The sequence below is a fragment of the Actinorectispora metalli genome, assembly GCF_056323685.1.
In genome coordinates, this window is sequence record NZ_JBREYE010000002.1 from 1005212 (window position 1) to 1024608 (window position 19397).

The window sequence follows — 19397 nt, forward strand, 5'->3', positions numbered from 1 at the left end:
CTCCCCGCCGAGGTCGACACGCCGGATCGCTGATGTTCACGCGAAGCACAAGCCCGATCGCGCTGCGGTCGCCATGCGGCAGCAGCGCCTGACGGGGGTCGGCTCAGGCCGGGACGGTCACCCGGAGCGGGACGTTGATCCGGTTGAACGCGTTGATCACCGCGTTCAGGATCACGATGTGGGCCAGCTCCGTCTCGTCGAAGTGCTTCACAAGCCCGGCCCACACCTCGTCGCTCACGCCGTCGTCGCCGAAGCGGGTGGCGGCCTCGGTGAACGCCAGCACCGCCCGCTCCCCCTCGGTGAACAACGTCGACTCCCGCCACACCGCCACGTGGTGCATGCGGTCCTCGGTGTCGCCGCGGCGGCGGGCGTCCTTGACGTGCATGTCCACGCAGAACGTGCAGCCGTTGAGCTGCGAGGCGCGGATCTTGATCAGTTCCTGGACCTTCCAGTCCAGCGGCCCCTGCGCCACTTCCTTGTTCGCCTCGACGAAGGCGTTGATCGCGCCGGTGAGAAGCTTGGGGTTGTCGAGTCGCTGTGTCATTCGTGCTGCCCTTTCAGTCGGTCTCGCCAGGGAGACGACGCAGCAGAGCGGCCTGTGACAACTTCTTCGGATTGACCTGGCGGCGGATCGCGATGATCCGCCCGTCACGCACCTCCACGGTCTCCACACCCTGAAGTCGCGAACCCTCGCCCAGCAGCAGATGCCCCGGCTCGCCGTTGACCTCGGCGGGCTCCAGCAGGTACGGGCCGTAGATCCGAGCGACCCGCAGCAGCACCATCGCCGCCCGTTCCGCGCCCACGATCGGCTTCCGCGCCGCGTTGACCTCCCCGCCGCCATCGGTGGTGATCACCACATCGGGGTGCAGCAGCGTGATCAGCGCCTGGTAGTCGCCATCCCGGTGCGCGGTCCGGAACGCCGCCAGCAGCGCCTCCTTCTCCCGCCGCGATGCCGCCGACGCGGTGTGGGCGCGGCCGACGGTGCGCTGCGCGCGGGACACCAGCTGTCTGCACGCCGCCTCGGACTTGCCGAGCACCTCCGCAAGCTGGGCATACGGCACCTCGAAGGCCTGCCGCAACACGAACGCCACCCGTTCGGCCGGGTTGAGGTGCTCCAGCACCACCAGCATCGCGGTGGTCACCGTGTCGTCCACCAGCACGGAGGTGCCCGCGTCCGGGCCGGTCAGCAGCGGTTCGGGCAGCCACGGGCCGATATAGGACTCGCGGCGGGCCCTGGCCGAGGTCAGCACGTCGTAGGAGCGGCGCGCGGCCACCGTCACCAGCCAGGCCCGCAGGTCCCGCACCTCGTCCAACTCCGCCTGCGCGGCGCGCAGCCACACGTCCTGCACCACGTCCTCGGCGTCGGCGACGCTGCCGAGGAGCCGGTAGGCCACGCCGAACACGGCTGAGCGGTGCTCCTCCCACTGCGCGTCCAGCAGCGTGCGCGATGTGGTCACGGCTTGTCTCCCCAGGTCCACGGTGCTGTCAACCCATTCCAGCACGAGTGTCGGGGCGTGCTGTCAGAATTCGCGGTGTGAGCTGCGAGATCCTGACTACGCGGGCGCTGAACCGGGCGCTGCTGGCCCGCCAGTGGCTGCTGCGGCGCGCCGAGCTTTCCGCGGCCGAGCTGATCGAGCACCTGGTCGGCATGCAGGCGCAGGTGGCGACCTCGCCCTATGTCGGGCTGTGGTCGCGGCTGGCAGGCTTCACACCCGCTGCGTTGGGCGAGTTGCTCACCGGGCGGGAGGTCGTCCGCGGCACGCTCTTGCGCGCCACCATCCACCTGGTCACCGCCGCCGACTATCGGGCGCTGCGGCCGTTCGTGCAGCCGGGGCTGAACCGCGACGTGTTCGGCAACATCACCTACGGCAAGCAGCGCCTTGCCGGCCTGGACGCCGAGGCGCTGCTCGCCGCCGGGCGGGCGCTGCTGACCCAGCCCCGCACCGCCGCGCAGCTGCGTACCCTGCTCGGTCCACAGTGGCCGGACCGCGACCCCGCCTCGCTGGCCTACGCGGTGCGCAATCTGCTGCCGGTGATGCATGTGCCGCCGCGCGGGTTGTGGCGGACCAGCGGGCCGGTGGCCCTGCAGTCGCTGGAGTCCTGGCTCGGCGGCGACGTGGATGCCGAGGCCGACGTCGAACGGATCGTGCTGCGCTACCTCGCGGCGTTCGGGCCCGCGACGGTCGCCGACTTCACGGCCTGGTCGGGGGTGCGCGGGCAGCGGGAGGTGTTCGAGCGGCTGCGGCCGCGGCTGCGGATCTTCCGCGACGAGAACGACCGCGAGCTGTTCGACCTGCCCGACGCGCCGCGACCCGACCCGGAGACTCCCGCGCCGCCGCGGTTTCTGCCCGAGTTCGACAACCTGTTGCTCTCCCATGCCGACCGAAGCCGGGTGATCTCCGAGGACAACCGCAGGCGGCTCAACCCCGCCGGGCTGATCCGCGGCTCCATCCTCATCGACGGGTTCTTCGCGGGCACCTGGCAGGTCCACGATGCGTCGCTGACGATCCGCCCGTTCGGGCGACTGTCCACGAAGGACAAAGCCGAGCTGGTCGCCGAGGGTGAACGCCTGCTGAGCTGGACCGATCCGGGTGCGGTGTCGTCGGTGATTTTCGAACCGTAAACGTGTCACAGTAGAGAGGTGAGTGATCAGCAGGCGGCGGAGGCCGAGGTCGAAGAGCTACACCGCGTCATCCAAGGCTGGCTCGACGGCGGGCTGGACCCCTCGGCGGGCAACTTCGCGAGGTTCGCCGACCAACAGGCCGAGGACTTCACCCTCTGCGGACCCGACGGCCAATATCTGACCAAGCCTCAGGTCGTCGAGAGCTTCCACCCCACCTACGGCTCCGCGCCCGGCCTGGACATCACCATCCGCAACGTCCAGGTCATCGAGGCCACCGCCGACATCATCGTCGCGAGCTACGAGGAATGGCAGCGCACCCCGACCACCGGCAGCGGCAGGCAGAGCACCGTGGTGTTCCGCCGCGACCCGAAGGCCCGCAACGGCCTGCTCTGGCGCTACCTGCACGAGACGTGGATCGAACCGCCCGGCACCGCGATCCAACACGACTGACACCACGCGATCAGTCGGGCATCGTGTCGAGATGCCGTTCCAGGGCGTCCAGGCGGGAGTTCCACAGTTCGCGGTAGGGGGCCAGCCAATCGTCCAGTTCCACCAGGGGCTCCAGGCGCAGGCGGTACCAGCGGCGCTGGGCGTCCTGGCGGACCTCGACCAGACCCGCCTCGCGCAGCACCTTGAGGTGCTTGGACACCGCGGGCTGGGTGAGCGTCAACCGTTCGACCAACTCGCCCACCGGGCGCTCCCCGGTGCGCAGCAGGTCGAGAATATCCCGCCGCCGCGGTTCGGCCAGCACCTCGAACGTAGTTGCCATGCCGGAAATATAGCCATCCAGGTATCTACACTGTCAAGCTGCCGTACGGCATACGGTAGGGTCTGATCATGGCGGAATACAGCGGGAGCGGTGACCCCGCGCGCAGCCTCGCGCTCCTGTGGCGCACCGGCGACCGGCCGAGCAGGCGCGGCAAACCCGAACTCACCGTGGACCGCATCGTGCGAGCGGGCATCGACATCGCCGACGCCGAAGGGCTCGGGGCACTGTCGATGCGCAGGGTCGCCGAACGCCTGGGGGTGGGCACGATGTCGCTGTACACCCACGTGCCCGGCAAGTCCGAACTGCTCGACGTCATGCTCGACACCGTCTACGGCGAACTGCCCGCGCCCGCCTCGGAGCAACTGCCGTGGCGGGCGCGGCTGGAGCGGATCGCACACGAGAACTGGGCGCTGTATCTGCGGCATCCGTGGCTGTTACAGGTCGCGGTGAGCAGGCCGGTGCTGGGTCCCCATGTGACGGCCAAGTACGAAAACGAGTTGCGGACCCTGTCCGGCATCGGGCTCACCGACCTCGAGATGGACTCGGTGCTGACGCTGATCCTGGGCTTCGTCCACGGCGCCGTGCGCGGCGCGGTGGAGTCCGCGCAGGCCGAACAACGCACCGGTATGACCGATGAGCAGTGGTGGCAGGCGCACGCGCCGTACCTGGCCACGATCATGGACCCAGCCCGCTACCCCACCGCCTCCCGCGTCGGCAGCGCGGTCGGTGAGGCACGAGGCTCGGCCTACGACCCGCGGCACGCCTTCGAGTTCGGGCTGGCGCGCATCCTCGACGGCATCGGGGTGCTCATCACTGGCCGCCCGGCCCACTCCGAGGACGCTTCCTAGTCCATGGCGAGCCAAGCCCGGATCTCCCGACGCAGCAGGAGCTTGGTGTCCTCCGGGGCGAACGAGGCGTCGACACCGGCCGCGGCCAACTCGGCCAGCTCGTGGTCGGTGCAGCCGAACACCTCCCGCACCCGCTGATACTCCGCCAGCAGCCCGGTGCCGATGACCGCGGGGATGTCTGCGTTGATCGTGACCGCCAGCCCGGCCTCCCGCAGCCGCGGCAGCGGATGCTCGGCAGGCGAGGGCACCAACCCGAGGGCCACATTGGACGATGGGCACACCTCCAGCGGGATGCCCCGCTCCCGCACCTGCGCCACCAGTCGCGGATCGTCCAGAATCCGGATGCCGTGGCCCAACCGCTCGGCGCGGCCGATCCCGATGGCCTCGGCGATGCTGTCGGCGCCGCAGGTCTCCCCCGCGTGGTGCACCAGGTGCAGGCCCGCGTCCCGCGCGCGGTCCAGCACCTCGGCGAAGGGCGACAGCGGATACCGCTCGTCCCCGGCCAGCCCGACGGCGATCACCGGGTCGTGGCCCGCGGCAAGCTCGACAGTCCGCTCCAGGCGCCGGACCGAGCGGCGGCGGGAGTGGTCGAGCAGCACCCGGGTGTCGATACCGAACCGGCGCCCGCCCTCGGCCAACCCGGCCAGCACCGCCGCCAGCGGCAGGTGCAGGTCGCCCAGCCGTTCGCCGTGGGAGGCGGCGGTGAAGCTGACCTCGGCGTACCGGACGCCCTGAGCGGCCTCGTCCTCACAGAACTCCACCGCGATGCGGGTGAAGTCCTCCGGCCTGCGCAGACATCCCCGAATCAGCGACCCGAAGTCGCCGAACGCCCGGAACCCGCCGAACACCGCGGGGCCTGGCTGCGGCCGCTGCTCGGGCGGGATGCCGTTGGCGTCCGCGATCTCCGCCAGGGTCTGCCACCGCACCGTGCTCTCCAGGTGCACATGCAGGTGCGCCTTGGGCAGCCGGGCAAGATCACGCATGCCGCCACGGTAATCGAGACGGTGTCCGGACCGAACCGGATTTCAGGCCGGGTCCGCCGGTGCGGGCGGGTCGGCGCGCTGGGTCAGCAGCTGGTCGAGTTGGCGTTCGGCGCGTTCCGCGCGGGCCAACGTCTGGGCCCGAGCCTCGTCCAAGGCCTGGATGCGTTCCGCGGCGGCGGCTTTCGCCTCCGCGACCGCGGCCTCCGACTGCTCGCGCGCGGCCCGCAACTCGGCGCGCAGCGCGGTGGCCTCCTCGGCGGCGGCCTGGCGCAGCGCCGCGAGCTCGTCCAAAGCCTGCCTGCGTTCCTCCCGAGCCGCGGCCAACTCCGCCCGCACCGCGGCAAGGTCCTCGCGAGCCGCGGCCACCGTCTGCTCGGCCGTCCGTGAAGCCTGTTCCGCCTGGGACACCGCGACATCACGTTCGGTTCGCAAGGCGGCGACCTGCTCGCCGGTGTCTTGGCGGACCTGTTCGATCTCCTTCGCGGCGGCCCGCCGTGCCGCCTCGGCGGCGGCCACCGCCTCCGAACGCGCCTGATCGACCTGCGCGGAGGCCTCGCGGCGGGCCGCGGCGACGGCGACCTCCGCCTCATTGCGGGCAGCCGTGACCGCCTCCTCGGCCTCCCGGCGGGCCTGCGCCGCGGATGCCGCCGCGGCATCGCGGGCGGCGAACGCCGCGGCGGCATCCGTCTCCGCGCGGTCCGCGGCGATGGCTGCATCGTCGGCCGCGGCGCTCGCCTCGGCCGCGGCCTGCTCGGCTGCGGTCCGACGCTGGTCGGCGGCCACCACCGCGGACTCGGCCTCGGCGATACGCGTGGCCGCCTCCGCCTGCGCGGCCTGGATCTGGGCCTCGGCGGCGCTGAGATCACCGAGGGTGCGCAACTCGGCCAGCGCCGAGGTCACGGTCTGCCCCAACTGCTCGGACAGCACCTGGAAACGCTGGGCGAGGTCGTTGGCCCGAAGCCTGGCATCCGATACGGGACCGGACAGTTTCGTCACCGTGACGCTGGCTGTCGGGGTGACCGCACCCTGCTGGAGACGCTGTCTTTCGCGCCAGGCGCGCCACCGGGTGTGGTCGGCGAGGTCGCAGTACTCCGATGGGCGACCCGGTCCGCCGCCGCGCACGACGGGGCGGTCGCAGCCGGGATAGTTGCAGACGGGGACGTCCTCGGTGATCGACACCTGGGACAGCGTAATCAGCAACCCGGTGCCGCCGCGGACGCGGTCGAGGTCTCGGGCGCGGCGGGCACGGTCAACAGCGTCGAGGTCGTCGGCCGCACCGGTGGCTTGCTGCTCTTGGTCGTCGGGGTCGGCCGCGTGGTGGTGGCCGAGGCGTACATGTACACGCCGGTCTCCTGGAACCGGCCCGGTTCCAGGGACACCCCCGCCACCTCGGTGACGTTGCCCGCGGTGTCGGTGAGCCGGACCGCGAAAGGCCCCTTCCCGATGCCGCTCTGGGCGATCCAGGCGTTGTAGGCGGCGTGCTGCAGCGAGACCCACGCGGTGCCCGTGCGCATCTCGACCTTGCGTAGCGGATTGCCGTGGTTGTCCGGGATCAGCGCCAGCCAGTGCGCGGAGGAGCCCTGCTGGATCGTGAACGACAGCGGACCCGGCAGCTGGGGGTCGCGCACCGCCCGATAGTTGACGGCGACCACGCCGCCCACCGGGTCGGCGACGCGGTCATAGGCCGCCCGGCTCAGATCGACGCGCCCGACCTCGCATTCGGGACACTGGTCGACCACCTTCACCCGCACGCTGCCGCGCGGGCCTTTCACCTCCAGGTAGGCGCCGCAGGCCGCGGCGTCGGCGTACTCCCGCGGGGACACCGCGGCGTAGAGATCATCGGCGGGCGGTGCGTGATAGGAGCAGTTGCCGCCGCCGCTGCGCAGCGTGTACACCGTCGCCGTGCCTTGGCGGGCGATGCCGCTGAGGAGGTCTGCCGGTGTAGCGCAGGCTCGTGAGGTCGTGGCCTGCGCCAACACCACAACCATGGTGGTCAGCAGCGCGCCGCCCACCAGACCGAACAAGATCCATTCGATGCGGCGTAACCCAAAACGCCCAGGAAGTGCCATCAGCCTCTTCGATCGCCGGACGAACACGGACCCCCGACTGAGCACTCGGCGGACGATTCTGCTGTCTTGGGACAGTCGGGGCAAGCCCCCGGCGAGAAGTCCGTGGCAGCGGGTTCGGGCAAACGGCGGGCGATAACGGCGGCGAGCAATGGCCCGGCGATCAGCGTGGCCAGCGCCGACCGGAGTGAGGTCGCACCCGCCATTGCCCCGATTGCCGGAGCGGTGAGACCTCCGACACTCACCGCCAGCCCCAGCGTCACCCCGCTCGCGGTGCCGACGCGGTTGGGCAGATAGTCCTGGCCGAGCGTGATGTGCAACGAGAACGGCAGATAGAGAGCGATCCCGGCCGCCGCGATGCACGCATACATCAACGGCCCCGGCACGAACACCACGCCCGCCACGGCGGGAACCGCGGCAGCGTAAGCCCAGCGCAGCGCGCGGAGACGACCCCACCGCAAGGCCAGCCGCCCACCCAGCACGGTGCCGACCGCGCCTCCCGCGAACAACAACAGCAACGCCACTCCCCCGGTCGCCGGGCCGCCACCCGCACGCTGCTGGGCGTAGAGCCCGACGAACGTGCTGAGTCCGATGTAGACGATGGAACGAAGCACCACGACGGTGGTGAGGCGCAGGAACCGCGGCCAGTCGTCCACACCCGGCTCCGAGGACCGCGCGGCCGTGCCGGTTCCGGCCGGTGCGACGACCGCGGTCAGCACCGCGCCGATCAGCGCGGGCAGCAACAGCAGCGGCGCGGCCGCCAGGCCACCGATCGCGAGCACGGGTGTGACCAGAACCGGGGCGAGCGCGAAACCCAGGGTGCCGCCCAGGGAAAACCAGCTCATGCCCACCGGACCGCTCGACGCCGCACGCGCCAGCCGGGCCGCCTCCGGGTGGTAGGCCGCCACGCCGAGGCCGGACACCGCGACCGCCGCGCACGCCAGCGGGTAGGCCTCGGCCCACCCGATGGCCGCGACACCGAGACCGGCGGTGATCATCGCGAGTGGTACCAGCCAGCGGTGGGACCCGCGGTCGGTGAGAACGCCGAACACGGGTTGGACGACCGAGGACAGCAGGGTCGCGGCCAAGGCGATACCGGCGACCTGAAGGTAGTCGTACTGCCGCTCGGCCACCAGGAACGGCACCAATGCGGGCACCGCGCCTTGATAGACGTCCACACAGGCGTGGCCGATGGACAGCAACAGGATCCGACGATTGCGCATGCCCCGATCGTCGAACAGGCCCACCTGTCGGGCTTCCGATAAAGTGACAAGTGATGTCGACTATCCGCCACCTGCCGCAGGCACCCACCACGGTGCGGGTACTCGCCGCCGGCTCCGGGGTCGACGCGCACCGACATGACGATCACCAGATCATCTACGCCGCCCGCGGCGTGCCGTCGGTGACGACGGACGGCGGAACGTGGATCGCGCCCGCGAACCGGGCGATCTGGGTGCCCGCGGGCTGCGTTCACGCGCACCGTGCCTACGGCGAGACGGAATTGCACCTGGTGGGGCTGCGCGCCAACCCGCTTGGCCTGCGCACCCCGCAGGTGCTGTCGGTCAGCGCGCTGCTGCGTGAGCTGATCCTCGCCTACACCGGCCACACCGAGGACTCCCCGCAGCGGCGGCGGCTCCGGGCGGTCCTGCTGGACCAACTCCGCCAGTCACCGCGGCAGCCGATTCACCTTCCCGCGCCGAGGGATTCGCGGCTGGTGGCCGTGTGCGCCGCGTTGGACGCCGACCCCGCCGACCACCGCACCCTGGCCGAACTGGGCGCGCGGGCCGGGGCGGGTGAGCGGACGCTGACGCGGTTGTTCCGGGCCGAACTGGGTATGACCTTCCCACAGTGGCGCACGCAGCTTCGGCTGTGTCATGCGCTGCGTCTGCTGGCGGAGGACCTGCCCGTGACGGTAGTCGCGCATCGATGCGGATGGGCCTCCGCCAGCGCCTTCATCGACGTATTCCGCCGCGCCTTCGGCCACACCCCGGGCAGCTACCGCTGAGCCCAGCGGCCCGGGCGGGTCAGCGTCGGCGGCAACCGGGTCGCCGCGTCGCCCTTGGCGGACTCGACCTGCGGCTGGGTCAGGAAGATCGCGCCGGTCAGGTCGGCACCACGCAGGTCGGCGTCGCGGAGATCCGCCCCGATGAGGTCCGCGATCCGCAGGTCCGCCCCACGGAGGTCGGCGCCGATCAGATAGGCGCCGCGCAGGTTCGCTCCCCGCAGGTCGCTGCCGTTGAGCTTGGCGCCGATGAGGTCCGCGCCGCGGTGGTTCCTCGGCCGCCGGACACCCGCCCGCACCAGCTCGCTGGTCCGCAGCAGCAACTCGTTGACCCGCTGCCGGTGTGCCGCCACGTCCAACCGGCGAAGCTCCTCGACGCTGCCGTGGGTGAGGCGCTCGATATCCGCCGCCGCGCGGCCCAGTTCGGCCCGCAACGCCGGGGCGCGTGAGTGTGCCTCGGCGAGGTACCAGAGCAGTTCGTGCAGCTGCCGCATGATCGGGAAGACCGCGAACATCTGACCGGCGACCTGCGGGGACTCCCGCCAGTCGCGGCCGTCGAAGGTGCGCTGAGAGACCTTCTGACCCGCCCCGAAGCAATCGAAGACGGTGCAACCCTGGAAGCCACGCTGCCGCAGGTCGCGGTGGATCCCGCACCGGAAGTCCGGCTCGAGGTTCGGGCACGGCCGCCCGGCCTCCTTGTCCAGCGCGAAGTCCGCGGAGGCGGCGAAGGGCAGCGCGACACAACACAGGCCGAAGCAGCTCCCGCAGTCCGCTCGCAGCCTGAGGTCCGCCACGCTGATCAGCTGCTTCCCCGACACCCTGAACAGCCTATACGCCGGCCCACAGGCCGCAGCGGTGCGCGGTCCACCCGTACTTCTGCGCGTCGCCGGTTCGGTAGCGCCGTGATCAGATGGCGTTGATCGCCCCCGGGGCGCGTTCGGCGCGGCTGAGCGCCCGCACGATCGCGGTGGCGCCGTGCCTGCGCACGGCCAGCCGGGTCAGCAGGTCCACGACGGTGTCGACGACGCCCTGCGGGAACTCCGGTGTCGCGATGCCCACGCTTGCGGCCAGGTCGTCGGAGTGCACGACGATCTCCATCATGCGGGTGCGCATCAGGTCGTCCAACCGAAGCGACCACGGCCCCCAGAACGGGATGCGCGTCGGCCTGCCCGGCTCGTCGGCGGTGGCCGCGAGTTCGGTGATGGCCCTGTCGACCCGGTCCGCCAGCACCGTGGGCCCGTCGGCGCCGATGGCGTCGCCGCCCGCGCGGATGCGGACGTTGATGTCGTCGTCCAGGGAGGAATCGATCCACCCCGCCTGGCCGTAGTGCTCCAGCAGGGAGATGGTCCGCTCCTGCGGCACCGGCCCCGACAGGATGTCCGGCAGGGCCAGCACCTGGTAGGCCAGGTGACCGGCGAGGCCGCCGACGCTGAACTCCGGCAGCGCGCTCGGCCCACTCCAGGCCCGCTCCACCGCGGGCTCACGCAGCAGCGTCACCGCCACGCGGGCGGCGGCCAGAAAGTCGTCCCTGACACCCGTCATGCCTGTACTCCCCCAGCTTCGAGACTCGACTGAGGACAGGCTGCCACAGAGTCGGCAGGACAGGCCGTTCCGATTATCGGACAATCGATCACGAGTGGGGCATGCCGGGCGGGGTCAGGGGGTGGGCCAGTTCCGGAGGACCGCGTCGAGCGCGTCCAGCGCCTTGGCCCAGGAGGCGTCCGCCGCGCGGGGAGTGTGGCGGAACCCGCCTGCGGTCTCCAGGCTGACGTATCCGTGGAAGGTGCTGTGCAGCAGTCGCACCGCGTCCGTCTCATCCGGCTCCGGCAGGTGATAGCCGCGCAGCACCGCCCGCGTCATCGCCGAGTGCCTGCCCGCCGCGCTCGCGGCCGCCGTCTCCGGGTCGAGTTCGGTCCGCGAACTCGCGGCGTAGCGCCCAGGATGCCGCTTCGCGTAGTCGCGGTAGGCGTTGGCGAAGGCCACCAGCGCGTCTTTGCCCGACCTGCCTGCCAACGCTTCGGCAGCCAGGTCGGCGAGTTCCGCCAGCGCCAGGACGGCGACGCGGACCCGCAGGTCCTGCGCGCTGGTGATGTGGGAGTACAGGCTCGCGTCCTTGACGCCGAACCTGCGCGCCAGCGCGGAGACCGTCACGTTCTCGAAGCCGATCTCGTCGGCCAACTCCGCCGCCGCCCGCACCAGGCGTTCGATGGTCACCCCCGCTCGCGCCACACCCCATCCTTCCTAGGCCTATTAGCCGTTTGCCTAATGGTCCTAGGCAAACTAGTTTCGCACACATGACACCGGACACCGACTGGATCGCCACCCCCATCGAACCGTGGATCGTCCGTGGCGCCCTCGAACTGGAACGCACCGAGCACGGCGTGTTGCCGCACCGGCTGCCCGCCGCGGCCCGCAAGCAGTTCCCCGATGAGTACCTGTCCAGGGTGGAAACCCAGCCCTCCGGTGTCCGCCTGGTCTTCCGCACCCACGCCACCGCCATCGAACTGGACGTGCTCCCCTCCAAGACGGTCTACCGGGGTGTCCCACCACTGCCCGACGGCGTGTACGACCTGCTCGTCGACGGCGAGTTGATCGCCCAGTCCGGTGTGGCGGGCGGCAACCTCCTCACCATCGACATGGCCACCCAGTCCGTGGACACCCGCCCCGGCTCACCCGGCACGCTCCGGTTCACCGCGCTGCCCGCGGGCGCGAAGGACGTCGAGATCTGGCTGCCGCAGAGCGAGATCACCGAGCTGATCATGCTGCGCACCGACGCCCCGGTCGAGGTCGTACCCGACCGCGGCCGTCGGGTATGGCTGCACCACGGCAGTTCGATCAGCCACGGCTCCACCGCCGCGAGTCCCACCGCGACCTGGCCCGCGCTGGCCGCCGCCCGAGGCGGGGTGGAGCTGATCAACCTGGGCCTGAGTGGCAACGGCCTGCTCGACCCGTTCACCGCGCGTGCCATGCGGGACACTCCCGCGGACCTGATCAGCGTCAAGATCGGCATCAACCTGGTCAACGCCGACCTGATGCGGCTGCGTGGCTTCACCGCCGCGGTGCACGGCTTCCTCGACACCATCCGCGACGGCCATCCCGACACGCCGCTGCTGGTCGTCTCCCCCATCCTCTGCCCGATCTTCGAGGACACCCCCGGACCCGGCGCACCGGAGTTCGAGGACGGCGAGGTGCGCTTCCTGGCCCTCGGCGACCCGTCGGATCGCAGGGGCGGGCGGCTGACGCTCAGCGTCATCAGGGCCGCGCTGTCCCACATCACCGAGCGACGGGCAGCCGACGACCCGAACCTGCACTATCTCGACGGGCGCCTGCTCTACGGCGAGGCCGACCTCGACGAGCTGCCGCTGCCCGATCGGCTGCACCCGAGCGCGGAAGGCCACCGCCGCATCGGCGAACGCTTCGCCGAGCACGCTTTCGGCGACGGCGGCCCGCTGGCACTCAAGTCCGACCAGGCCTGAGCACCTCCAGGTGGCCGACCCTGGCGAGGAGATCGCTTCCCGCCCCGCCGGTCAGGACCGTGCCTCGGTGGTCGGAGTGGTGGACACCGAGCCGGAGCGATCCGGTGGAGGGGTGCGGCGATGGATGATCGCCTGCCCACCCTGGTCGGGCGCGTAGGTGACGCCGCGGAAGTGGCGTCGCTCGGCCGGGTCGGTGGTCGGCAGCAGCGAGACCTCACGCAGCAGGGTGCGCAGCACGACCTTCATCTCCATGGTCGCGAACGCGGCACCGGTGCACCGCCGGTGCCCGCCGCCGAACGGGATCCACTCGTACAGATCCGGTTTGGCATCGACAAAGCGGTACGGGTCGAAGGTGCCCGCGTTGGGAAAGACGCGGTCATCGGCGTGAATCGAGCCGATGTTGACGATCACCGAGTAGCCCCTGGGCAGCGTCCACCGACCCAGCCGCATGCTGTCCGCCCGGATCTGGCGGATGACCTGGACGACGACCGGGCGGGTGCGCTGTACCTCCAGCAGGGTCGCGTCCAGCAGCGCGCTGCCGCCCGCGTCGACCTCCGCGACCAAATCGCGCAACACGGAAGGATGCCTGCGCAGCCGCTCCACCGCCCACGCCAGACTGGTCGCGGTCGTTTCGTGCCCGGCGGCCAGCACGGTGAGCAGCTCGTCGGCGATCTTGGTGCGGCTCATGGCGGAGCCGTCGTCGTAGCGGCTCTGCACCATCAGCGCGAGCACATCGTCCCGAGCGTCCAGCCGCTCATCGGCGACGGCCCGATCGATCAGCCGGTCCACGATCGCGTCGTACTCCCGACGCATCGCCTCGGCACGCCCCCACGGGCTCCAGCGCCCCAGGCTGATCGGGGGAACAGGGAGCGGAGCCAGCCGCGAGCCGAGCGTCACGATCTCCGGCAGCAACTCGCGCAGCCGGGTGAACTCATCGCCCTCCGCCCCGAAGACCGCGCGCAGAATCACGTTGAGCGTGATCCGCATCGTCGACGGCATGGTCGCGAACGGCCGGCCCTGCGGCCAGGACGCCAGCTCCCGCACCGTCTCGTCCTCGACGATCCGCTCGTAGGCGGCCAGCCGTCTGCCGTGGAACGGCGGCACCAGCAGCTTGCGCTCCTTGCGGTGCTCCTCACCGGACAACGCGAAAATCGAGCCCGGCCCCAATACTCGGCCGAGATTCACCTGATGCCTGTCCGCTATCTCGGCGCTGGTCTGGAAAAGCTGCTTGATCTCGGCTGGATCGCTGATGATCACACATTTGCCGAATAAGGGGATATCGGCGGTGAACGCGTCGCCGTAGCGCTGGTGAAGCCTGCGCATCATCCGCCCTCGGCCGGTCAACGCCTGGATGCCCTGCATGAACCGCGGCAGGGAGGGGCCAGGTGGAAGTACGGCGACCGTCATCGAAATGCCCCCTCGCAGGCTGGTACGTGCACTTACCGACGGACGGTACGCTCGCATACCAAGCGGTGCAAGGCCGAAAGGATAAGATGGTCTCCGTGACGACAGCCCAGCACAGGAACCCCGCCGAGACCGCGGGGGACGTGGAATCCGACGGGTTCCGACAAAGGCTGCTTGCCGCCCTCGCCGAGGCCATCTCCGACGTCGGCTACCGCCACACCACCGTCGCCGACATCGTCCGACGCGCCCGCACGTCCCTGCGCACCTTCTACGCGCACTTCCCCAACAAGGACGCCTGCCTGGTCGCCTTGATCACGGACTCCAACACGGAGCTGATCAGGCAGATCATCGCGGCCGTCGACCCGAACGGCCCGTGGGAGGCGCAGGTGCGCAACGCGATCGAGGCATGGATCGCGCGGGCCGAATCCGAGCCCGCCATCATCCTGAGCTGGATCCGCGACGTGCCCGCGCTCGGCCCCCTTGGCCACCAACTGAAGCGCGACACGATCGAAGCCTTCGTCACCATGATCCAGACGCTGAGCAACACCGAAGGCTGGCGCGCCGCCACCGGCGGCACGGCGGTGTCCCGCCAAATGGCGATCCTCCTGCTCGGCGGGCTCCGAGAGCTCATCGCCAGCACCGTCGAAGACGGCGGCCACGTCCGCGAGATCACCGACACCGCGGTGCAAGCCACCGTCGCACTCGTCCGCACGCAATTGCCCGAGTAAGCCGACCGGACACCGCCGCCTCATCCGTGCGGACGGACTTCCTTCTCCTCGAGAGCGGGATTGGACGACGGCGGAAACCTGCCGCGGGCCGCCGGGAGGCGCTGGGCAGAGCCGGTAGACGGATGATCTCGACCGGTGGCCAGGGTGCCGGCGTCCTGGCCGTGATCATCGCCGGAGTGTCGGCGGCGTCGCATATCCACGGTGCACGTGGGTGGTGTCGGCACGTGAGCGTCCGACGTGTCGCGGGCTCTCAGGTCGGGCGCGGACGCTACAGCAGCCCGATCACCAGCGCCATGGCGAGAAACAGCACCAGCTGATAGCTGCTGTTGATCAGGGTCAGCTTCGGAGGTTTCAGCTCGAAGGCATTGTGCTGGAGGAGCGTGGTCGCCGAAAACGTCAACCACGCCACGAGGCCGACCAGCAGAGCAGGCCACACCGACTCGTCATCAGTCTCCGCAGCGCTTTCCCGGCAGGGCGGGCCACCACGCCCGCGTCCGATCCTCGCTAGCCGACAGCTGCACCCTTTCGCTGACACGCGAGTTGCCGACGTCAGGAACCCGGACGCACCTAGTCTCCGCCTGTTCGGGCTGTCCCCTCTGCTGACGATTTCGCGCAGATCCACGCCCAGAGTTACCGCTGCCGCCCTCAGATTCTGACCCCCGATAAGTGAACATTATCGGCGGTCAGCTCGTGCGATCTTCTTCATATCGTTTCGTTGATAACGTTATTATCAAACGAAACAAAAGGGCCCCGGAGACGCGGGGTCTCCGGGGCCTTGGGCGAACGGGTGGGTCAGAGGGTCTCGGGGAGGTTGAAGGCAGGGAAGACGGCCGGCGAGAAGGTCATCACCTCGGCCACTTCCCCGTTCTCGACCGTCAACACGTCCAAAGACAGGGCCTTGAACTCGGTCTCGCCGGGGGTGCGGACGTAGTTCGCCGCGGCGGGCTGGCGGTTGGCCCAGGTGGCGACGAGACGGAACTCGCCCATTGCGCACGGCCCTTCCATGACCTGCGCCCAGCTGTCGATGATCGCGTGGCGGCCGTGGTACCACAACGTCTCCGGCGGCATGCTGAAGATGGCGTCCTCCCGCAACATGCTGCGCAAGCCCGCGATATCGGCCTGCTCGGCTGCCTCGATGAAACGCTGCAGCACCGCGCGTTCCTCCTCGCTGGGCGAGGACTCGGCCGACCAGTCCGTCCTGCGCTGCGGGAGGTGGGCCTTGAGCGTCTCGCGGGCCCGCTGGAGCGCGCTGTTCGCCGACGCCACCGTCATGCCCAGCGCGGTGGCGGTCTCCTTCGCCGACCAGCCCAGCACATCGCGGCCCAGCAGCACCGCGCGCTGCTTCGGCGGCAGGTGCTGCACCGCGATCAGGAAGGCCAGTTCGATGGTCTCCCGCGCCACCACCGCCGCATCAGGCTCATCCGCCGCGGGTGCTACGGGCTCCAGCAGGTGGTCGGGGTAGGGCTGGATGTAGAGCACCTCCGTGGCGGGACCGGCGGGCAGGCCCGCGTCCACTGCCTCGGCCGCGCCGCGAGCCTGTGGCCTGCGGGGATTGCGGTCAAGGAAGTCCAGGCAGGCGTTGGTGGCGATGCGGTACAGCCAGGTGCGGAAGGTCGAGCGGCCCTCGAACCCTCCCCTGCCCCGCCAGGCGCGCAGGAACGTCTCCTGCACCAGGTCCTCGGAGTCGTCGAAGGACCCCAGCATCCGGTAGCAATGCACCTGCAACTCGCGGCGATAGCCCTCCACCAACCCGGTGAACGCCGACTCGTCGCCCGCCTTGGCGGCCTCGACCGCGGTGGTGTCCTCGATGCGCGTGCTCACGATGAGCCTCCTGTGATGTCCGGAGTGACACTGTCGGGCATTGAGACGGAAGGCGCCACGAAAACTCATCTCTGCGCAGGTCAGAGGTATCCGGTCTCGATTTCCCTATCGGCGAAGCGGTCGGTGGCGGCCACGATGGCGCGCACCGTGTCGGGATGGAGGCTGTGGCCCGCGCCGTCGATGATCCGCAACTCGGCCCGCTTCCAGGCCGCCGCGAGCTTCCACGGGGTGCCCAACAGATTGCCCAGGTCCAGGCTGCCTTGGATCAACTCGCCGGGGATGTCCCGCAGCAGGTCCATCGAATCCAGCAGCGGGCTCGCCAGGAAGTGGTCGTTGCTCCAGTAGTGGGTGACCAGCCGCGCGAAGGCGAGCCGGAACACCGGATCGTCATAGCGCGGGGCTCCGGGGGCGAAGGCGTCCTCCCAGTCGCACCAGTCTCGCGCGGCCCGCTCCCGCACCGCGGGGTCGGGATCGCTGAGCAGCCTGGCGTAGCCGGTGGCCAGGTCACCGTCGCGATCCGACTCGGGCACGCCGTCGCGGAAGCGCTGCCAGGCCTCGGGGAAGTACATGCCCAAGCCCCGGGTCAGCAGGTCGACCTCGGCCGCGGTGCCGGTGGCCAGGCCGGTCAGCACGAGTTCGCTGACCCGGTGCGGGTAGCGCTGGGCGTAGGCCAGGGCGAGCACCGAACCCCAGGAGCCGCCGAACACCAGCCAGTAGTCGACACCGAGATGCTCGCGCAGCCGCTCGATGTCGGCGATGAGGTGGTCGGTGTCGTTATGCGCCAGGGTGTAGTCGTGCTCCGAGGCGTGCGGCGTGCTCTGCCCGCAGCCGCGTTGGTCGAACTGCGCGATGAGGTACTTCTCCGGGTCGAACAGCCTGCGGGTGGCGGCCGAGTGACCCGAGCCGGGGCCGCCGTGCAGGACGAGAGCGCCCTTGCCCAGCATGGCGCCGGAGGCTTCCCAATAGATGTGGTGGCCGTCGCCGACGTCGAGCAGTCCGCCCTCGTACGGCTCGATCTCCGGGTAGAGCCCGCTCATGCGGCCCGACCCTACCCGGAAGATCTCCCGCGAACTCAGTCCATCCAGGGGATTTGCGTCGAGCGGTAGTAGTTGACGCCCAGTTCCTTCCACCGGGGTCCCTGGGTCGCCACCCGCTTCCTGAACTCCTCCCAATCGTGGCTCGCCCACGGCGACCAGCCCAGTTCGGCGATCGCGGGCAGCCGGGGGAACGCCATGAACTCCAGATCGGCGCTGGTGGCCAGGGTCTCCGTCCACAGCGGAGCCTCCACGCCCAGCACCGAGGACTCGCCGACGCCTTCCAGATGCGCACCGGGGTTCCAGTTGTAGGCGGTGTCCACCTCGATGTAGCCGGCCCAGCTCAGGCCCAGCGGGGTGTTGCGGTGGTACTTCATGTCCAGATAGGCCTTGTTGGCAGGCGACATCAGCACCTTGGCGCCGCGGGCCGCCGCGGCGGCCACGTCGGGGGCCTTCGTGCCGGTGCCCCAGAACTGCGGGACGGCCGAGGTCTCGGGCGCAGGCTTGGCGGAGACGAACTCGTGCCAGCCCATCACGCGCTTGCCGTGCTTGCCGACCAGCGGCAGCACCTTGGTCATGAACGTGTTGTAGTCGGCCTCCGGCGTGGAGTGCGCCTCGTCGCCGCCGATGTGCAGGAACGGCCCCGGTGTCAGCGGCGCCAGTTCGGCGATCACGTCCTCGACGAACTTGTAGGTCAGGTCCTTCGAGATGCACAGCGAGCTGAATCCGACCTCGGTGCCGGTGTAGAGCGGCGGGGCGACGCCGTTGCAGTTGAGCTCGGCGTAGGAGGCGAGGGCGGCATTGGTGTGACCGGGCATGTCGATCTCCGGTACGACCGTGATCTGCCGCGACTGCGCGTAGGCCACCAACTCGCGGTACTGCTCCTGGGTGTAGTAGCCGCCCTTGCCGCCGCCGACCTGGGTGCTACCGCCGTAGGTCGCCAGCCGCGGCCAGCTCTTGATCTCGATGCGCCAACCCTGGTCGTCGCTGAGGTGCAGGTGCAGGTAGTTGATCTTGTACAGGGCAAGCTGGTCGACGTAGCGCTTGACCTGATCGACGGTGAAGAAGTGCCGCGAGACATCCAGGTGCGCGCCGCGGTAGGCGAAGCGCGGGCGGTCCAGGACACGCACGCCGGGCACCACCCATGCCTTGCGCTGCGCGGACTTGCGCTCGATCTCCTGGGGCAGCAGCTGGCGCAGCGTCTGCACGCCGCCGAAGAGGCCTGCCGCGGTCCGTGCCTTGATGCGCACGCCGAGGGGGCTGGTCTCCAGCTGGTAGCCCTGCTCGCCGACGCTCGGGTCGGCGCCGGTCAGCGTCAGCACGATGCCCAGCTGCCGGGAACCGCCGTGGCGCACCGGCAACGCGTAGCCCGTCGACGGGCGCAGCAGCTGCGCCAGGTAGTCGCCGACGCCCGCCGCAGCGGGATCGGTGTTGATCACGGTGTGCTCGGTGATGCGATACGCCGCGCCGGGCGCCGCGCGCAGTTGGGCGGGAGCGGGCACCACCCGGTTCAAGTCGGGCGAGACCCGGGTCGGCGCGGCCTGCGCCGTGACGCCCAGGACGGTGCCGCTGATGAGAAGCAGCGCGGCCACCAGCCGCGCGAGGCGTGTTGCCATGATCGATCCTTCCGGCGCAGGGTGCGC

21 protein-coding genes are annotated in these 19397 nt (G+C 70.3%); 6 read left to right on the forward strand and 15 right to left on the reverse strand.

Going from position 1 to position 19397, the window contains the following annotated elements; translation table 11 throughout:
• Positions 1-103: 103 nt before the first annotated feature.
• Positions 104-544, reverse strand: a complete 441-nt coding sequence (locus ACU6XJ_RS24980; protein ID WP_476316496.1) for a carboxymuconolactone decarboxylase family protein — start codon at positions 542-544, stop codon at positions 104-106.
• Positions 545-557: 13 nt separating this feature from the next.
• The gene (gene sigJ, locus ACU6XJ_RS24985; RefSeq protein WP_476316499.1) at positions 558-1457 is read right to left on the reverse strand and encodes an RNA polymerase sigma factor SigJ; all 900 of its coding nucleotides are present in this window, start codon (positions 1455-1457) and stop codon (positions 558-560) included.
• 77 nt (positions 1458-1534) lie between these two features.
• Here sigJ and ACU6XJ_RS24990 point away from each other — a divergent pair, with 77 nt between their 5' ends.
• Together ACU6XJ_RS24990 and ACU6XJ_RS24995 are read left to right on the forward strand one after the other, a co-directional pair.
• Positions 1535-2623 (forward strand): winged helix DNA-binding domain-containing protein, encoded by a 1089-nt coding sequence (locus tag ACU6XJ_RS24990; RefSeq protein WP_476316502.1) that lies wholly within the window; start codon positions 1535-1537, stop codon positions 2621-2623.
• 18 nt (positions 2624-2641) lie between these two features.
• Positions 2642-3073, forward strand: a complete 432-nt coding sequence (locus ACU6XJ_RS24995) for a DUF4440 domain-containing protein (RefSeq protein ID WP_476316505.1) — start codon at positions 2642-2644, stop codon at positions 3071-3073.
• 10 nt (positions 3074-3083) lie between these two features.
• Here the strand turns inward: ACU6XJ_RS24995 and ACU6XJ_RS25000 are convergent, their stop codons facing one another.
• On the reverse strand, positions 3084-3392 hold the full coding sequence (locus tag ACU6XJ_RS25000) for an ArsR/SmtB family transcription factor (RefSeq protein ID WP_476316508.1): 309 nt from the start codon (positions 3390-3392) through the stop codon (positions 3084-3086).
• Positions 3393-3460: 68 nt separating this feature from the next.
• Between ACU6XJ_RS25000 and ACU6XJ_RS25005 the strand changes: the two genes are divergently transcribed.
• On the forward strand, positions 3461-4240 hold the full coding sequence (locus ACU6XJ_RS25005) for a TetR/AcrR family transcriptional regulator (RefSeq protein ID WP_476316510.1): 780 nt from the start codon (positions 3461-3463) through the stop codon (positions 4238-4240).
• On the opposite strand, the gene add is transcribed toward ACU6XJ_RS25005, so the two are convergent.
• Genes add through ACU6XJ_RS25025 form a run of 4 tightly spaced genes read right to left on the reverse strand, consistent with a single transcriptional unit; the run spans position 4237 to position 8512 of the window.
• Positions 4237-5223: an adenosine deaminase gene (gene add, locus ACU6XJ_RS25010; RefSeq protein WP_476316513.1), complete on the reverse strand. Its 987-nt coding sequence runs from the start codon at positions 5221-5223 to the stop codon at positions 4237-4239. The genes ACU6XJ_RS25005 and add overlap by 4 nt on opposite strands.
• A gap of 42 nt (positions 5224-5265) precedes the next feature.
• Positions 5266-6402, reverse strand: a complete 1137-nt coding sequence (locus ACU6XJ_RS25015) for a hypothetical protein (RefSeq protein ID WP_476316516.1) — start codon at positions 6400-6402, stop codon at positions 5266-5268.
• A gap of 14 nt (positions 6403-6416) precedes the next feature.
• Positions 6417-7247, reverse strand: coding sequence for an expansin EXLX1 family cellulose-binding protein (locus ACU6XJ_RS25020; RefSeq protein WP_476316519.1), 831 nt, complete (start codon positions 7245-7247; stop codon positions 6417-6419).
• Between the two features lie 44 nt (positions 7248-7291).
• On the reverse strand, positions 7292-8512 hold the full coding sequence (locus ACU6XJ_RS25025) for an MFS transporter (protein WP_476316522.1): 1221 nt from the start codon (positions 8510-8512) through the stop codon (positions 7292-7294).
• Positions 8513-8565: 53 nt separating this feature from the next.
• Here ACU6XJ_RS25025 and ACU6XJ_RS25030 point away from each other — a divergent pair, with 53 nt between their 5' ends.
• Positions 8566-9294: a helix-turn-helix transcriptional regulator gene (locus tag ACU6XJ_RS25030; RefSeq protein WP_476316525.1), complete on the forward strand. Its 729-nt coding sequence runs from the start codon at positions 8566-8568 to the stop codon at positions 9292-9294.
• Here the strand turns inward: ACU6XJ_RS25030 and ACU6XJ_RS25035 are convergent.
• The 3 genes from ACU6XJ_RS25035 to ACU6XJ_RS25045 all read right to left on the reverse strand — a co-directional run bounded on the left by ACU6XJ_RS25035 (position 9285) and on the right by ACU6XJ_RS25045 (position 11520).
• Positions 9285-10109 carry a pentapeptide repeat-containing protein gene (locus ACU6XJ_RS25035; RefSeq protein ID WP_476316528.1) on the reverse strand — a complete coding sequence of 275 codons (825 nt, stop codon included), beginning with the start codon at positions 10107-10109 and terminating at the stop codon, positions 9285-9287. The genes ACU6XJ_RS25030 and ACU6XJ_RS25035 overlap by 10 nt on opposite strands.
• Positions 10110-10197: 88 nt before the next feature.
• Positions 10198-10833, reverse strand: a complete 636-nt coding sequence (locus ACU6XJ_RS25040) for a maleylpyruvate isomerase N-terminal domain-containing protein (protein ID WP_476316530.1) — start codon at positions 10831-10833, stop codon at positions 10198-10200.
• A 114-nt stretch (positions 10834-10947) separates the two neighbouring features.
• Entirely contained in the window at positions 10948-11520 is a 573-nt protein-coding gene (locus ACU6XJ_RS25045) for a TetR/AcrR family transcriptional regulator (protein ID WP_476316533.1), read from the reverse strand.
• 65 nt (positions 11521-11585) lie between these two features.
• Between ACU6XJ_RS25045 and ACU6XJ_RS25050 the strand changes: the two genes are divergently transcribed.
• On the forward strand, positions 11586-12767 hold the full coding sequence (locus ACU6XJ_RS25050; RefSeq protein WP_476316536.1) for a GDSL-type esterase/lipase family protein: 1182 nt from the start codon (positions 11586-11588) through the stop codon (positions 12765-12767).
• A 51-nt stretch (positions 12768-12818) separates the two neighbouring features.
• On the opposite strand, the gene ACU6XJ_RS25055 is transcribed toward ACU6XJ_RS25050, so the two are convergent.
• Complete coding sequence (locus tag ACU6XJ_RS25055; RefSeq protein ID WP_476316539.1) at positions 12819-14174, reverse strand: cytochrome P450; 1356 nt, start codon at positions 14172-14174, stop codon at positions 12819-12821.
• A gap of 86 nt (positions 14175-14260) precedes the next feature.
• Between ACU6XJ_RS25055 and ACU6XJ_RS25060 the strand changes: the two genes are divergently transcribed.
• Complete coding sequence (locus ACU6XJ_RS25060) at positions 14261-14899, forward strand: TetR/AcrR family transcriptional regulator (RefSeq protein ID WP_476316542.1); 639 nt, start codon at positions 14261-14263, stop codon at positions 14897-14899.
• Between the two features lie 268 nt (positions 14900-15167).
• Here ACU6XJ_RS25060 and ACU6XJ_RS25065 read toward each other — a convergent pair whose 3' ends face one another.
• From ACU6XJ_RS25065 to ACU6XJ_RS25080, 4 genes are all read right to left on the reverse strand, one after another.
• The gene (locus tag ACU6XJ_RS25065; RefSeq protein WP_476316545.1) at positions 15168-15521 is read right to left on the reverse strand and encodes a DUF1761 domain-containing protein; all 354 of its coding nucleotides are present in this window, start codon (positions 15519-15521) and stop codon (positions 15168-15170) included.
• Positions 15522-15691: 170 nt separating this feature from the next.
• A complete protein-coding gene (locus ACU6XJ_RS25070; RefSeq protein ID WP_476316548.1) occupies positions 15692-16720 on the reverse strand; it encodes a sigma-70 family RNA polymerase sigma factor in 1029 nt (342 codons plus the stop codon).
• A gap of 80 nt (positions 16721-16800) precedes the next feature.
• Positions 16801-17757, reverse strand: a complete 957-nt coding sequence (gene pip, locus ACU6XJ_RS25075; RefSeq protein WP_476316550.1) for a prolyl aminopeptidase — start codon at positions 17755-17757, stop codon at positions 16801-16803.
• Between the two features lie 35 nt (positions 17758-17792).
• Positions 17793-19370, reverse strand: a complete 1578-nt coding sequence (locus ACU6XJ_RS25080; protein WP_476316552.1) for a beta-N-acetylhexosaminidase — start codon at positions 19368-19370, stop codon at positions 17793-17795.
• Positions 19371-19397 lie beyond the last annotated feature (27 nt).

What these genes read in the sequence shown, in the direction of transcription:
- ACU6XJ_RS25005 (WP_476316510.1), top strand. Translation starts at nt 3,461, where the DNA reads ATGGCGGAATACAGCGGGAGCGGTGACCCCGCGCGCAGCCTCGCGCTC.
- ACU6XJ_RS25050 (WP_476316536.1), top strand. Translation starts at nt 11,586, where the DNA reads ATGACACCGGACACCGACTGGATCGCCACCCCCATCGAACCGTGGATC.
- ACU6XJ_RS25060 (WP_476316542.1), top strand. Translation starts at nt 14,261, where the DNA reads ATGGTCTCCGTGACGACAGCCCAGCACAGGAACCCCGCCGAGACCGCG.
- ACU6XJ_RS25030 (WP_476316525.1), top strand. Translation starts at nt 8,566, where the DNA reads ATGTCGACTATCCGCCACCTGCCGCAGGCACCCACCACGGTGCGGGTA.
- ACU6XJ_RS25080 (WP_476316552.1), bottom strand. Translation starts at nt 19,370, where the DNA reads ATGGCAACACGCCTCGCGCGGCTGGTGGCCGCGCTGCTTCTCATCAGC.
- ACU6XJ_RS25025 (WP_476316522.1), bottom strand. Translation starts at nt 8,512, where the DNA reads ATGCGCAATCGTCGGATCCTGTTGCTGTCCATCGGCCACGCCTGTGTG.
- ACU6XJ_RS25000 (WP_476316508.1), bottom strand. Translation starts at nt 3,392, where the DNA reads ATGGCAACTACGTTCGAGGTGCTGGCCGAACCGCGGCGGCGGGATATT.
- ACU6XJ_RS24980 (WP_476316496.1), bottom strand. Translation starts at nt 544, where the DNA reads ATGACACAGCGACTCGACAACCCCAAGCTTCTCACCGGCGCGATCAAC.
- pip (WP_476316550.1), bottom strand. Translation starts at nt 17,757, where the DNA reads ATGAGCGGGCTCTACCCGGAGATCGAGCCGTACGAGGGCGGACTGCTC.
- add (WP_476316513.1), bottom strand. Translation starts at nt 5,223, where the DNA reads ATGCGTGATCTTGCCCGGCTGCCCAAGGCGCACCTGCATGTGCACCTG.
- ACU6XJ_RS25055 (WP_476316539.1), bottom strand. Translation starts at nt 14,174, where the DNA reads ATGACGGTCGCCGTACTTCCACCTGGCCCCTCCCTGCCGCGGTTCATG.
- ACU6XJ_RS25040 (WP_476316530.1), bottom strand. Translation starts at nt 10,833, where the DNA reads ATGACGGGTGTCAGGGACGACTTTCTGGCCGCCGCCCGCGTGGCGGTG.